Here is a 13,435-nt window from a genome sequence, read left to right on the forward strand (position 1 = left end):
GGATTGATTGATCCCGAGCACGGCCAATTTCGATACACCCGCACGCGCGGGCATCAACATCCATCAGTTCTACAGCCTTGATCTCAAGGGCATGCCTGCCGCCGCGCTAGCGGATGTCTACGAGTTCGATGGGGTACGCGGGATCGGAGAGCCGACGAAGTACACGATCCAGTTCACGCATCCTCGTTATGACCTGTCACGCAGCGAATTCCTGAACCGGATAGGTGCGTTTGTGATCCAGCCGCCGCCGCGTGACCGATGGAGCCAGCCTGAAAGCGCACGTCGCGTGCAAGGCGTGGTAACTGGGTTCGCCCTCAAAGCGACCAACCGCGACCAGTCGTTGTACGAGATCGTGCTGGAATCGCGTCTGGCGCTGTTGCGCAATGCGGCCAAATGCCGGTTCTTTCTGGACAAGACCGTTCCCGAGATCATCGAGCAGATTCTGCGCGAGCATGAGTTCAACCAGATCTTCGCGCGCTTCGAATTTCAGCTGCACCGCACCTATCGCAAGCGCAGCTTCGTGATGCAATGGGGCGAGGAAGACCTGGTGTTCATTACGCGCTTATGCAGACGCTCGGGTATCTGGTTCGTGTGCGAGGAAGGCGAGCATTGCGAGCAGGTGCGCTTCGGCGACGACTATGCGCACTACCGCCGCGATCCAGAGCGCCTGACGGTTGCGTACCGGCCGCACAGCGGGCTGGAAACTGGAGGCGTCGAGTCGGTCAGCGCGCTCGAAATGCACGCGAAGACGGTGCCCGCGACCTACGTCGTACGCATGTTCAACACCGAAACGGCGATTTCGGATCCGATCGAGGCGGTCAGCCCCATCCGGGATGACCGCACCACGTATGGTGAAGCATATATCTGGGGGATGCCGAACCAGAACGAGAGCGAGGCGAAGGAGGAGGCGCAACTGCGCCGCGAGGCCGCGCTGGCCGCACAGGTCGAGTATCGCGGCGAGTGCGACATGCTGGATCTCACGCCCGGCTCGGTGCTGAAACTGTCTAACCGGGAGTTGTCCGATGCAAGGCACGGGCTGGTTGTGGTGCGGGTGACGAGTAGCGCGACCCGGAAGAAGGCATATCACGTCAAGTTCGACGCGATTCCGTCCGATCGCCAGTATCGAATGCCGTTGATGGAAGAAACGTGGCCCAGGATCGACGGAGTCATCACCGGGACGATCGCGTCGTCGGGCGGCTGGAAAGACCCGTATCTGGATGGGCAGGGCGAATACATCGTCGATCTCCATATGGATCGCGACACGCGGGCGCCCGGTTTGCAAAGCTGTCCGATGCGGCTGGCGAAGCCATTCGCGGGTCCGAACCAAACCGGCTTTCACTTCGGGCTCGTCGAGGGGACGGTCGTTGGCGTGAGCTTCCTGTGGGGTTGCGTGGATCTGCCGTTCATCAGCCATGTGCTGCATACCGCTCAACACACGGATCCGATTGTCGCGGGCGACCCCTGGGGCACGCGCAACACGATCCGCACGCGCTCGAACAACACCGTCGAGTTGGACGACCGGGAGGGCAAGGAACACGTCAAGGTCGCGACCGAGCACGGCAAGACGCAACTCAATCTCGGCTATACGGTGGACCGGGACCAGCGACTGCGTGGCGACGGCTTCGAACTGCGCACCGACGATCGGGGGCACGTGCGTGCGGGTGGTGGCCTGCTGGTGTCGTCCGACAGGCAGGAGAAGGCAATCGGACCGTCGTCCGACATGCGGCCGATGACGAACCAGTTTGCGTTGACGCAGGCGCAGGCTCGGGGATTGACCGATGCCGCGGCCGTTGCGCATGCGGAGATCGCGGACCTGAAGTCGGAAAACGCGTGGCTGAAGGACGAACTCGCTAGCTTGAAGACCGCCGTGATTGCGCTGTCCGCGCCGAACGGCATAGGCCTGGCAACGCCGGATCGGGTGATGGTGTCGGCGGGTAAGGACGTGAGCGTCGGCACGTCGTCGCGGTTCAACGTGAATGCGCTTCGGAATGTCGCTATCGCAGCAGGCGAGGTGCTGTCGCTGTTTGCACACAAGTTCGGCATCAAGCTCTATGCCGCGCGCGGCAAGGTTCAAATCCAGGCGCAGTCGGACGCGATGGAAATGGTTGCGCAAAAAGACATGCGAATCACCAGTGCCGACGGCACCACGACGGTCAATGCCGCCAACGGGGTCGTGCTCGGCGGTGGCGGCACCGCCTACATCAAGGTGCAGGGCGATAACGTCGAGATTGGCGGGGCCGGCTGCCTGATCCTCAAGATCATCGAAATTCAGAAGGAAGGGCCGGGTGCGCTGTCGCTGCCGCTACCGAAGTTCAACCAGATCGATGTCGCGAATGACGAGCGGTTCATTCTCAGCGACGACGTTACCGGTCGACCAGTCGCGAACCGACCGTACAAGATTCAGCTCGCTAGTGGACAGATTATCGAGGGCGTTACCAGCGACAAGGGGGAGACCTCGTTGAGCCGGCAGGATGTTGCGCGGGGGCTCAAGCTACTGCTCCAGAACAATAAGGATGCCTGATTAATGACCGACCAATCAAACCAACCGGACGGTATGGACGGCGAGGCAGATGCGCAGAAACCCTATCAGCACGACACCGCAACGCGCATCGTGCCGATGAAGCGCGATCATCTGGGGCAACCGTATTGGGAGTCGTATCACACTCCGAGCAGTTTCCAGGTGCGGGCGGAATGCAGGATCCCACCGCATATGCCCGGCGTCATCATTTTTGTGCATGGCGTTAATTCCACGGGGGAGTGGTATGACGCGGCGGAGCAGGCGTTGTGTGCCGGATTGAATGATCGTTTGCGCCGCACGGAAGAAACGAAGCTCGAAGCGAACTCGTATATCGTTGAAGGTTCCGATGGCCGTCCGATTCCTCGTCAGATTGATCCCACAAAGCCTGGGCATTCCCCGGTGATCCGCTTTTACTGGGGATATCGTGCGGCAAAAGGCGACGAGTACATATGGCGCATCCCAATGCGCAATCCGCGCGGCATTGATCTATGGGCGTGGGGGCCAGACTGCACGAACAGAGAAGACGGTCCCTGGTATTGGGGGGGCGGTCCTTTCCAGAACGGCACCAACAATCTGCAGCAATTGTGGAGCTACGAGGGATTTAGGCGTCACGTGCTCAAGTTCGACATGGAGTCGTTGAATACAGAGGCTGATCGCCAATTGCAAGACGCCCCTCCGCGCACATATTACGCGCACGCGGCTCAACGCCTGGCAGATTTGATTGACCGGATTCGCAACGAGTGTCCACGCGATACGGTGTCAGTGATGTCGCATAGCCAAGGGACGATGATCGCGCTGGCGGCGACCGCCTTATGCAAGACACGCGCGCCCGATGCAGTGTTCGTAATGAATTCGCCGTATGCCCTTGATGACAAGGTCACGGATGCCCTGGCCTGCGGCTCGGAGCGTCCGACTCCCGACGCGCGCGTCAACACCTTCCGGAATATTGCCAATCGGATCAAGCAGGACAAGCGCGAGATGGACGAGGAGCGAATGATGCAGCTTCAGTGCGGAGCGTCGGAAGATATGGATTTCTGGCGACCCGACAACCAGCGCAAGTCTGGCGTGCATGAGCGCGACAATCACGGTCGTCTTTATGTGTATTTCACGCCGCATGATCGCGTGATGGGCGCGGTGCCGCTGCAAAGTATCGGCTGGCAGGGCGTGGATGACAAATTGCTTCGTGAGTTGGGTGATACTGTGAAGCAGCGCATGCTGGCGCGCGGTACGCCGGTGGGCGACGCGCCGGGCGAGAAGAAGTTCGGTACGCTGCCGCCGACTCCCGACGACATGCTTGTGCCCGGAGCGAAGTCGACCGATTTTTGGAACGGCAACCGGAAAATTTTTACGCCCCTCGTGAAGCTGTGGGCGGTACCGCATCCCGACAAAACCGTGACGATCAATGCCGAGCAGGTGCCGAATCCGATCTCGCCGGAAGAAATGAAGTACTTCGAGATGTCTCGCCGGATTGCGCCTGAGATGGGAAAGTGGGACAAGAATCTGACCGATCCGAATCAAGGGCAATACGCTGATTCTGAATACCGCTACATGCGCTCTATTTTTCAGCCGTCGAAGACAGTTACTTCCGAGGAAATTTACACATCCAAGCGTACGACGCGAGTGGAAAATCAGGAAGAAATGCTGCAACGACTCGATACTTATCGCGCCGAGCCGACCAATCACAGCACGTTACCTGGGAATCAGGCATTCATGCGCCGAGTAGCAGCCTACGATCTGCCGATCGGCTTTTGTGATGCATATGAGAGACCGGCGTTCTGGACTGGTCTGATGAAATTTGCCGACTGGACGCAGGGTTATGACGATTACTTTGAAATTTGCGCTCTCCAAAGCATTGTAAAGCCGGCCTATATCGATTGGAACACGGTGGCTGAGGAGCAAAGCAAAGCCGAAGCTGAACAACTTCGGCAACAGCAATGGAAGGGGGGAACGTGATGAGGTACTCGATTGTCATCATCGTGCTGGTAACCCTAATGTCAGGGTGCGTGGTGCAACAACGACAAGTATTTTCATTGGGTGATTTCCTTAGTGCGAAGGTGCTACCTTATGATTCGCCACCGCAGGTCATCTACAGAGTTGATAATCATCGTTTTGTGACGCTTGAGAACTATCGTGACTGTAACTATGGTCAAGCGTATTACAACGATACACATGCTGGTATAAAAACGGGTTTGGGCAGAGCAAGTATCGAAGATTACCAGGGGCGATTGATTAACGCCGATCCAACCGGGCAAAATCTGGCCTTTCCATCTGGTGCGCCCCCCCATCTTGGAACATCAGATCGTGGTGTTGACGTTGGATTGTTGTATTCCACGGACAGGGGGAGGACTTTCGCTGCCTTCGCCTATATGAGGCATAGTTTTGATCCGTTCGAGGATTCGAAGCGATATACAGTCGCGGTAACGAGGGATAAATTATTTGTTGCCCGGGTCGACTATGGCAATGAAACCGGCAGCGCTTATGTGAAAGAGTATCCGCTGGTTCATGAGATCGATTTGAGCAAGCCGTATCCATCAGGGATATACGGATCAACCTTTTCTACATCTAAACAACCGAATTACTTATATGGCGTCGTTACGCCCTCTGGCCAGGATCGAATCACGTGCGACACATCGATCAAGCCGACCAACCCAGATGCGCCGTTGGTGCCTCGGTGAAATGCAGACGCTGATGATAAACGCCATGACCATAATCGCACTGCTCGCCCTGATGCAAGGGTGCACCGCGCAGAGTCCGCAGCGTCCGGCCTTCGGGCTTGGAGATTTCATGAGTTCAGCACTCAAGGAGTTGCCGTATGACTCGCAGCCCCAAGTGATCTATCGGATTGACAATCACCGCTTTGTCACATTGGAGCGTTACCGCGATTGTTATCACGGGGAGTCGCACTACAATGACACTCGTGCGGAATTCGAAAATTTTTAGGGCGAGGCATGTTTGAAAATTTCCAGGGGAGAATCATTAATGCCGATCCAGCCGGTGAGAATATTGTTTTACCTCTGGCCTATCCGGATGGATTGGTTTGTGGAAATGGTGAAAAAGGGTTGTGTGGTGCCGTTTTGGTATTCGACAGACGGTGGTAAGACTTTCGCCACGAAGGTCTACGCGGATCATAGTTTTATTCATTTGAAGACTCGAGGCGGTATACGTTCGCTGCAACGAAAGATAAGCTGTTTTTTGCTCAGGTCGATTATGGTAATGAAAATGGTAGCGCTTATGTGAAGGAATATCCGCTGATTCCGGGGGTTGATTTGAGTAGGCCGTATCCACCCGGGGTGCGCGGCTCAACGTTTTCTACATCTAAACGACCGAATTACTTATCTGGTGTCGTTACGCCCTCCGGCCAGGATCGAATCACCTGCGATGCATCGATCAAACCGACCAACCCGGATGCGCCTCTGGTGCCTCAATGAGGCGCGCCATTCATATCACCGTACATGCACCACACCATCATGAAGAACCCAATTTGTGTAGGCGATGCGACGACACACGGCGGCATCGTAAAGACCGCTTCATCGACGTTCGATCTTGACGGCCGCAAGGTGGCGCTGCTGCATGACGTCGTCTCGTGCCCGGAGCACGGTGACAACCCGATCATCGAATGCGCCGAGGGTTACAGTGAAGGCGGCCGAAAATGGGCTGTACACATGTGCCGATCGCAGTGCGGCAGCCAGGTGATCGCCAGCAGCATGGGGATGAAAATCGCATGAGCAGAGCATGGACCCTCTCGGGCGTCGAGGAGTATCAGTACGGCAAGCCGCCCTCGATCTGGTGGTGTGTGCTTGCCGTAGTGATCATTCAGACTGCGGGCATGCTCATCACGGTATTCAACTGGGAGCAGGGCAAACCGGTGATGTCCGAACCCTTCTTCGTGCGCGCGTTGTTGTTGCCTCTGCTGGTATCGGGGGTCGTATGCTCAGCGATCTATTCCGGCTATGAGGATTGGATCGAGCGGGTTGATTGGTGGAACTTCCTGTGTCGCAGCGAGCGGGCTGCATGGCGGCAATGGGCACAAGCTCACATGGTGATCGTCGATAGCATTGCGTTGACGCCCGAGCCCGAGTTGGGCGAACGTCTGCTGGGCCTGGAGGGGAGCGCGCCGATGAACCCCGGCAAAATCCTGCCTTTGCCGGATACGGAAGGTTCGACAGGTGTATCGCGGCTCGCGGTGGTATTGGAGCAATTGGTGAGCCCGTTCGCGGCGCGCCTCGCGCGTCATGCGTCGAGCGAGACGGTCGACGTGATCCTGCAATCCGCCGACAAGGACGATCTGACCGAGCTCCGAGCGGTCTGGAAGAAACTGAACCTGCCCGATCTCGTGCAGTTCGGATGGATGCCGTTCGATGCGAAGCAGGCAAATATCGAGACGTGGTTCGACGAGGAGTGCACGTCCGATTTCCGGCTATTGCTGGCCTGCCAGCTGCATGCGGATGGCATGGAGCCGGCCTGGTCGGAGGCCGCCGTGGCGATGTTGCTCACCTCGCCATGCGTAGCCGCGAGCCTCAAGGAAACGGTCCGGCCCCAGGCGCGCTTATTCCGCCCGATTGCGATGCCGTCCGATTCCGTGGCGGACGCGCTGGAAACGCTGCTGGCCTCGGAGCAGACGCCGCGCCGGCGCATCCGGCACGCATGGATGAGTGATCTTCCGTCCCGGGGCCGTCATGCAACGCTGGGCGCCATCAAGGATGTAGGGCTGGAGCTGCCGGCGCATGATGTCGATCGCGCGATCGGCAAACCAGGGCCGGTAAATGCGCTCTTGCTTCAGGCGCTCGCGGCGCAGATGGTGACGCATGGCCAGGGCGCGCAACTGGTTGCTTCAGCTGGCGCCCAAAAGGTGCGGCTGAACCTGGTTGGAACCGAGCTTGTGCCTGTGCCTCGTGTCGATGCGGGCTATGGGCGTGTGCTTAGCTTGTCTGTCACCGTGGGCGGGAGTTGTTGCCTGGGCGTGGTCATCGTCGCGTTGAGTGCCCTCAACGCATCCCAAGGATGGTTCTGGGCCTGTCTGGGCGGGTCCGTCTTGCTGTTTCTGATGCAGATGGGCGGCTCGTACTTGAGGCGTAACTTGGTGGAAGATGACTTTTTCCGACAACTGCGACGCATGGAAGCTCGATGATGAGGTCGCTTGATGCATGGCGTGGGATCGAGCGCGCGGCGATTGAATAAGAATTAGAACAAGTAGTGGATTCCCGATGGGCGGTGTGGGGTTTCTCTCAACCTTGCTGCAACCGGCTCCATCGCCACGATAGTGAACATCCGCGAAATTCCTCCTTGACGCGTGCCGCTCAGCCACTATCCTTCAATCCATAACCATCGGGTTATGAATTCAACCATGCAAAACGCTCACGACATGTTGTTCAGGACGCTTGCCGATCCGACGCGCCGCGCGCTCTTCGAGCGGCTATGCGAGGAGGGCGAGCTGACGGTTGCCGCGCTGACGACCCATGCAGGCGTGTCGCAGCCGGCGGTATCGAAGCATCTGGGCGTACTGAAGCAGGCCGGGCTCGTGAGCGACCGTCACGAGGGCCGGCAGACGCACTACAGCGCGCAGCCGCAGGCGCTGACTCCGTTGATCGACTGGACCAGCCAGATGGCGGGCTTCTGGCAGAACCGGTTCGACGCTCTCGAAGATCTGCTGAAAAGGATGGATCAGTGATGGACCAGGCCACTACTGAAACGCGTACCGTCGTCGTCGAACGGGAGCTGTCGCACCCGCCGGAGAAGATCTGGCGCGCGCTCACGCAACCGCACCTGATCGAGGCGTGGCTGATGAAGGGCGATTTCGAGCCCGTCGCGGGCCGCGCGTTCACTTTCCGCGCGGACTGGGGTCCGGTCGACTGCACGGTGCTGACGATCGAGCCGCAGCGTGTGTTGTCTTATACATGGGCCGCTTATGGCCTCGAAAGCGTCGTCACCTGGACGCTCACGCCGACGCCGCGCGGCACGTTGCTGCGGATGGAGCAGGCCGGCTTCCGCGCGGATCAGGAGCAGGCGTACCGCGGTGCGCAGCACGGGTGGGCGCAATTCTTCACGTCGCTCGAACAGGTGCTGGCGCGCGCCGATACCGATAGGGAGGCGCGAGCATGAGCGCATCCACCCCGGACCTGGGCCCGTCGGCCCGCATCGACGCGCTGATCGCCGGTATCGCCGGCTGGCGCGGCAAGACGTTCGCCGAGCTGCGCGAGACGATCGTCGCCGTCGACGGCGGCATCGTCGAGGAATGGAAATGGATGGGCAGCCCGGTGTGGTCGTGCGACGGGATGATCGCGGTCGCGAACGCGCACAAGGGCAAGGTGAAGCTCACGTTCATGCACGGCGCGCATTTGCCCGATCCCGACCATTTGTTCAACGACGGCCTCGGCGGCAACGCGCGGCGCGCGATCGATTTTTTCGAGGGCGACAAACTCGACAAGCGGGCGCTGACGCGCCTCGTTCGCGCGGCGATCGACTACAACCGCGCGCATCTGAAGAAGAACGCGCGGGCCGGCGCTGCCGCGAAGGCACGAACCGGCAAGGCGGCATGACGCACCGGTGCACCGGGCGCGCAGCCCGGCCGCCGCCTTCCCCGGCAATCCGCGATGAACCAAAAAAAAGCCCGACACGAGGTCGGGCATCCAAATCGGCCGCAACCGCCGCGAGGCGGCTGCGGCACCTGCAAAAGCCGCGCGCTTACGCTGCGAGCAGCGAGCGCAGCACGAACGGCAGGATACCGCCGTGCTTGTAGTAGTCGACTTCGATCGGCGTATCGATGCGCAGCAGCACCGGCACGCGGGTCGTTTCGCCGTTCTTGCGGTTGATCACGAGCGTGACGTCCTGCTGCGGCTTGAAGTCGTCGCCGAGGCCTTCGATGTCGTAGGTCTCTTCGCCGGTGATGTCGAGCGACTGGATGCTGTCCGAGCCCTTGAACTGCAGCGGCAGCACGCCCATGCCGACCAGGTTCGAGCGGTGGATCCGCTCGAAGCTGCGTGCGATCACGGCCTTCACGCCGAGCAGTTGCGTGCCCTTCGCGGCCCAGTCGCGCGACGAGCCCGTGCCGTACTCTTCGCCCGCGAACACGACGGTCGGCGTGTCGGCTGCGACGTACTGCATGGCCGCGTCGTAGATCGACTGCTGCTCGCCGCTCGGCTGGTGGATCGTCAGGCCGCCTTCGACGCGCGTGCCGTCTGCCTTCGCCGGGATCATCAGGTTCTTGATCCGGACGTTCGCGAACGTGCCGCGCATCATCACGTCGTGGTTGCCGCGGCGCGAGCCGTAGCTGTTGAAGTCGGCCTTCTGCACGCCGTTCTCCTTCAGCCACTTGCCAGCCGGCGAGTCTTCCTTGATCGAGCCTGCAGGGCTGATGTGGTCGGTCGTGACCGAGTCGCCGAAGATGCCGAGCGCGCGCGCGCCCTTGACGGTCGGGATTGCAGCGGCCGGCTCCATCGAGAAGTCGTTGCCGAAGAACGGCGGCTCCGCGATGTAGGTCGACTTCGGCCAGTCGTAGACCTGGCCCGTTTCGCCCTCGATCTTGCTCCAGAGGTCGCCCTTCTTGGTCAGCTTCGAGTAGTTGTCCTCGAACTTCTTCGGGTCCAGCGCGAACTTGAGCAGCGCGTGGATTTCCTCGCTCGTCGGCCAGATGTCGCCGAGGTAGATGTCGTAACCGTCCTTGCCCTTGCCGACCGGCTCGGTCATCAGGTCGCGCGTGATGTTGCCGGCGATCGCGTAGGCGACGACGAGCGGCGGCGACGCGAGGAAGTTCGCGCGGATGTTCGGGTGGATACGCGCTTCGAAGTTACGGTTGCCCGACAGCACTGCTGCCGCGACGATGTCGTTCTTCGTGATCGCTTCGTTCAGTTCCGGCGTCAGGTCCCCCGCGTTGCCGATACAGGTCGTGCAGCCGTAGGCGGCGACTTCGAAGCCGAGCTTCGCAAGGTAGGGCAGCAGGCCCGTCTTCGTCAGGTACTCGGTGACGATGCGCGATCCCGGCGCGAGCGACGTCTTGATGTGCGGCGCGACGGTCAGGCCGGCTTCGACGGCCTTCTTCGCGAGCAGGCCGGCGGCCAGCAGCACGCTCGGGTTCGACGTGTTCGTGCACGACGTGATCGCGGCGATCAGCACGTCGCCGTTCTTCACGTCGACGCCGTTGGTCGTCGTGTATTGCGTGCCCAGATCTTCCGCCTTCTTCGCGAAGCCGTTTTCCGCGACCGGCTTCGAGAACAGGTCGGTGAACGTCGACTTGACGTTGCCGATCTCGATGCGGTCCTGCGGGCGCTTCGGGCCGGCCAGCGACGGGGCGACCGTTGCCAGGTCGAGCGTCACCGTCTTCGTGTAGTCGATGTCGCCGGCCTTCGGAATGCCGAACAGCTTCTGTGCCTTGAAGTAGTTCTCGAATGCGGCGATTTCCGCCTTCGTGCGGCCCGTGCCTTCGAAGTAGTCGATCGTCTTTTCGTCGACCGGGAAGAAGCCCATCGTCGCGCCGTATTCCGGCGCCATGTTGCCGATCGTCGCGCGATCCGGCAGCGACAGCGACTTCGTGCCTTCGCCGAAGAATTCGACGAACTTGCCGACGACCTTTTCCTTGCGCAGCATTTCGGTGATCGTCAGCACCAGGTCGGTGGCCGTCACGCCTTCGCGCAGCTTGCCCTTCAGCTCGACGCCGACGACGTCCGGCGTCAGGAAGTACACCGGCTGGCCGAGCATGCCGGCTTCAGCCTCGATGCCGCCCACGCCCCAGCCGACCACGCCGATGCCGTTGATCATCGTCGTGTGGCTGTCCGTGCCGACGAGCGTATCCGGGTAGTACACGGTGTCGCCGCCGTCCGCCTTCTTGTGGACGCCGCGCGCGAGATACTCGAGGTTCACCTGGTGGACGATGCCGACGCCCGGCGGCACGACCTTGAACGTGTCGAACGCCTGCATGCCCCACTTCATGAACTGGTAGCGTTCGTTGTTGCGCTGGAATTCCAGCTTCATGTTCAGGTCGAGCGCATCTTTCTGGCGGAAGTAGTCGATCTGGACCGAGTGGTCGACGACGAGATCGACCGGGACCAGCGGCTCGATCTTCTTCGGATTCTTGCCCGAACGCTCCGCGACACCGCGCATGGCCGCGATGTCGGCGAGCAGCGGCACGCCCGTGAAGTCCTGCAGCACGACGCGCGACACGACGAACGGAATCTCGTCGACGCGCTTGGCGGTCGGCTTCCAGTTCGCGAGCTGCTCGATGTGTTCTTCGGTGATCTTCTTGCCGTCGTAGTTGCGCAGGACGGACTCGAGCACGATACGGATCGACACCGGCAGGCGCTCGATCTTCGTCTTCAGTTCCTTGCCGAGCTGCGGCAGCGAGTAGAACTTGCCTTTGCCGGAACCGCTGTCGAATTCCTTGAGGGTCTTGTGGAGATTGTGGGCCATGGTGATTTTCCTGGGTTTAAGGCTAGGAAACAAAGAGTCCTGTATCTGACGGCTATATCACATACAGATCGACGTACTCATCGACCGGCATCGCTTCGAGCTTTGCCTGGTCCAGCGACACGTCGAGAATCGCTTGTTGCTGCTTGGCCGGAAAACGGCGGGCAAGGTTGGTCCGGAACTTGTCGACCAGGAGCGGGATGCCGTCCGCACGGCGTCGCTGATGGCCGATCGGGTATTCGACCGCCACTTCGGCAAGCTTCGACCCGTCCGCGAATTCGATCGTCAGCGCATTCGCGATCGATCGCCTGGCCGGGTCATGGTAATCCTTCGTGAACTGCGGATCCTCGACGCACACGGTTTTCGCGCGCAACGCGTCGATGCGCGGATCGGCGGCGACCGCGTCTTCGTAATCGGCCGCGGTCAGCCGGCCGAACAGCAGCGGCACGGCGACCATGTACTGGATGCAGTGGTCGCGGTCGGCCGGATTGGCGAGCGGGCCCTGCTTGTCGATGATGCGGATCGCGGCCGCGTGCGTGCGGATCGTGATCCGGCTGATGTCGTCGGTCGTGCGGCCCGCCGCGGCGAGCCGCGCGTGCAGCTGCAGCGCGGCCTCGGCGGCCGTCTGCGCATGGAATTCGGCGGGGAACGCGATCTTGAACAGCACGTTCTCCATCACGTACGTGCCGTACGGGCGCTGGAAGCGGAACGGCTGCCCGTTGAACAGCACGTCGTAGAAGCCCCAGGTTTTCGCGGTGAGCGCTGACGGGTAGCCCATTTCACCCGTTTTCGCGATCAGCGCGAGGCGCACCGCGCGGGACGTCGCGTCGCCTGCCGCCCACGACTTGCGCGAACCGGTGTTCGGCGCGTGGCGGTAGGTGCGCAGTGCGTGGCCGTCGACGAATGCGTTGGACACCGCGTTGATCAGTTCGTCGCGCGTGAGCCCGAGCAGGCGGCCGACGACGGCCGTCGATGCGACCTTCACGAGCAGCACGTGGTCGAGCCCGACCGCATTGAACGAATTCTCGAGCGCGAGGCAGCCCTGGATCTCGTGGGCCTGGATCATCGCGACGAGCACGTCGCGCATCGTGAGCGGCTTCCGGCCGGCCGCGACGGCCGTGCGAGAGAGCCAGTCGGCCGTCGCCAGGATCCCGCCGAGGTTGTCGGACGGATGCCCCCATTCGGCGGCGAGCCAGGTGTCGTTGAAGTCCAGCCAGCGGATCATCGCGCCGATGTCGAAGGCAGCCTGGACGGGATCGAGCTGGAAGGACGTGCCGGGCACCTTCGCACCGTTCGGCACGATCGTGCCGGACACGACGGGGCCGAGCAGCTTGGTGCAGGCAGGGTAGGACAGCGCCTCGAGTCCGCATCCGAGCGTGTCGATCAGGCAATGACGCGCCGTCTCCAGCGCAAGCGCGCTGTCGATGCCGGCGTTCAGCACGTAGTCGACGATATCGACGAGTACCGAATCCGGGGCAGGGCGGACGTTGGAGACCGGGGCGGACATCGAGGGGCCGAGGG

The 13,435-nt window shown here is 61.0% G+C and carries 11 protein-coding genes; 9 read left to right on the forward strand and 2 right to left on the reverse strand.

Annotated features, from left to right (window positions below; translation table 11 throughout):
- The first annotated feature begins 7 nt into the window (after positions 1-7).
- The 9 genes from AC1Z3W_RS05570 to AC1Z3W_RS05610 all read left to right on the forward strand — a co-directional run bounded on the left by AC1Z3W_RS05570 (position 8) and on the right by AC1Z3W_RS05610 (position 9,054).
- A complete protein-coding gene (locus AC1Z3W_RS05570) occupies positions 8-2,521 on the forward strand; it encodes a type VI secretion system Vgr family protein (protein WP_483507179.1) in 2,514 nt (837 codons plus the stop codon).
- 3 nt (positions 2,522-2,524) lie between these two features.
- Positions 2,525-4,471 carry a T6SS effector phospholipase Tle3 domain-containing protein gene (locus tag AC1Z3W_RS05575; protein ID WP_483507180.1) on the forward strand — a complete coding sequence of 649 codons (1,947 nt, stop codon included), beginning with the start codon at positions 2,525-2,527 and terminating at the stop codon, positions 4,469-4,471.
- The gene (locus AC1Z3W_RS05580; RefSeq protein ID WP_483507181.1) at positions 4,453-5,193 is read left to right on the forward strand and encodes a T6SS immunity protein Tli3 family protein; all 741 of its coding nucleotides are present in this window, start codon (positions 4,453-4,455) and stop codon (positions 5,191-5,193) included. The genes AC1Z3W_RS05575 and AC1Z3W_RS05580 overlap by 19 nt, the downstream gene beginning before the upstream one ends.
- A 1-nt stretch (position 5,194) precedes the next feature.
- Entirely contained in the window at positions 5,195-5,458 is a 264-nt protein-coding gene (locus tag AC1Z3W_RS05585; protein WP_483507182.1) for a T6SS immunity protein Tli3 family protein, read from the forward strand.
- Positions 5,459-5,985: 527 nt separating this feature from the next.
- Positions 5,986-6,243 carry a PAAR domain-containing protein gene (locus tag AC1Z3W_RS05590; RefSeq protein WP_124832404.1) on the forward strand — a complete coding sequence of 86 codons (258 nt, stop codon included), beginning with the start codon at positions 5,986-5,988 and terminating at the stop codon, positions 6,241-6,243.
- Positions 6,240-7,646: a hypothetical protein gene (locus tag AC1Z3W_RS05595; protein WP_124832403.1), complete on the forward strand. Its 1,407-nt coding sequence runs from the start codon at positions 6,240-6,242 to the stop codon at positions 7,644-7,646. Before AC1Z3W_RS05590 ends, AC1Z3W_RS05595 begins: the two co-directional genes overlap by 4 nt.
- A gap of 216 nt (positions 7,647-7,862) precedes the next feature.
- Positions 7,863-8,186 carry an ArsR/SmtB family transcription factor gene (locus AC1Z3W_RS05600; protein ID WP_124832402.1) on the forward strand — a complete coding sequence of 108 codons (324 nt, stop codon included), beginning with the start codon at positions 7,863-7,865 and terminating at the stop codon, positions 8,184-8,186.
- Positions 8,186-8,617 (forward strand): SRPBCC family protein, encoded by a 432-nt coding sequence (locus AC1Z3W_RS05605; RefSeq protein WP_483507183.1) that lies wholly within the window; start codon positions 8,186-8,188, stop codon positions 8,615-8,617. The genes AC1Z3W_RS05600 and AC1Z3W_RS05605 overlap by 1 nt, the downstream gene beginning before the upstream one ends.
- Entirely contained in the window at positions 8,614-9,054 is a 441-nt protein-coding gene (locus AC1Z3W_RS05610) for a DUF1801 domain-containing protein (RefSeq protein ID WP_483507184.1), read from the forward strand. Before AC1Z3W_RS05605 ends, AC1Z3W_RS05610 begins: the two co-directional genes overlap by 4 nt.
- A 145-nt stretch (positions 9,055-9,199) precedes the next feature.
- Here the strand turns inward: AC1Z3W_RS05610 and acnA are convergent, their stop codons facing one another.
- Together acnA and AC1Z3W_RS05620 are read right to left on the reverse strand one after the other, a co-directional pair.
- Positions 9,200-11,917: an aconitate hydratase AcnA gene (gene acnA / locus AC1Z3W_RS05615; protein ID WP_057923954.1), complete on the reverse strand. Its 2,718-nt coding sequence runs from the start codon at positions 11,915-11,917 to the stop codon at positions 9,200-9,202.
- 52 nt (positions 11,918-11,969) lie between these two features.
- Positions 11,970-13,421, reverse strand: coding sequence for a bifunctional 2-methylcitrate dehydratase/aconitate hydratase (locus AC1Z3W_RS05620; protein WP_483507185.1), 1,452 nt, complete (start codon positions 13,419-13,421; stop codon positions 11,970-11,972).
- Between the last annotated feature and the right edge of the window lie 14 nt (positions 13,422-13,435).

This window comes from Burkholderia sp. 10_S31 (assembly GCF_056930375.1).

Excerpts from the sequence above, each read along its gene's own strand:
- AC1Z3W_RS05580 (WP_483507181.1), top strand. The coding sequence starts at position 4,453 with ATGGAAGGGGGGAACGTGATGAGGTACTCGATTGTCATCATCGTGCTG.
- AC1Z3W_RS05600 (WP_124832402.1), top strand. The coding sequence starts at position 7,863 with ATGCAAAACGCTCACGACATGTTGTTCAGGACGCTTGCCGATCCGACG.
- AC1Z3W_RS05575 (WP_483507180.1), top strand. The coding sequence starts at position 2,525 with ATGACCGACCAATCAAACCAACCGGACGGTATGGACGGCGAGGCAGAT.
- AC1Z3W_RS05610 (WP_483507184.1), top strand. The coding sequence starts at position 8,614 with ATGAGCGCATCCACCCCGGACCTGGGCCCGTCGGCCCGCATCGACGCG.
- acnA (WP_057923954.1), bottom strand. The coding sequence starts at position 11,917 with ATGGCCCACAATCTCCACAAGACCCTCAAGGAATTCGACAGCGGTTCC.
- AC1Z3W_RS05620 (WP_483507185.1), bottom strand. The coding sequence starts at position 13,421 with ATGTCCGCCCCGGTCTCCAACGTCCGCCCTGCCCCGGATTCGGTACTC.
- AC1Z3W_RS05605 (WP_483507183.1), top strand. The coding sequence starts at position 8,186 with ATGGACCAGGCCACTACTGAAACGCGTACCGTCGTCGTCGAACGGGAG.
- AC1Z3W_RS05585 (WP_483507182.1), top strand. The coding sequence starts at position 5,195 with ATGCAGACGCTGATGATAAACGCCATGACCATAATCGCACTGCTCGCC.
- AC1Z3W_RS05590 (WP_124832404.1), top strand. The coding sequence starts at position 5,986 with ATGAAGAACCCAATTTGTGTAGGCGATGCGACGACACACGGCGGCATC.
- AC1Z3W_RS05595 (WP_124832403.1), top strand. The coding sequence starts at position 6,240 with ATGAGCAGAGCATGGACCCTCTCGGGCGTCGAGGAGTATCAGTACGGC.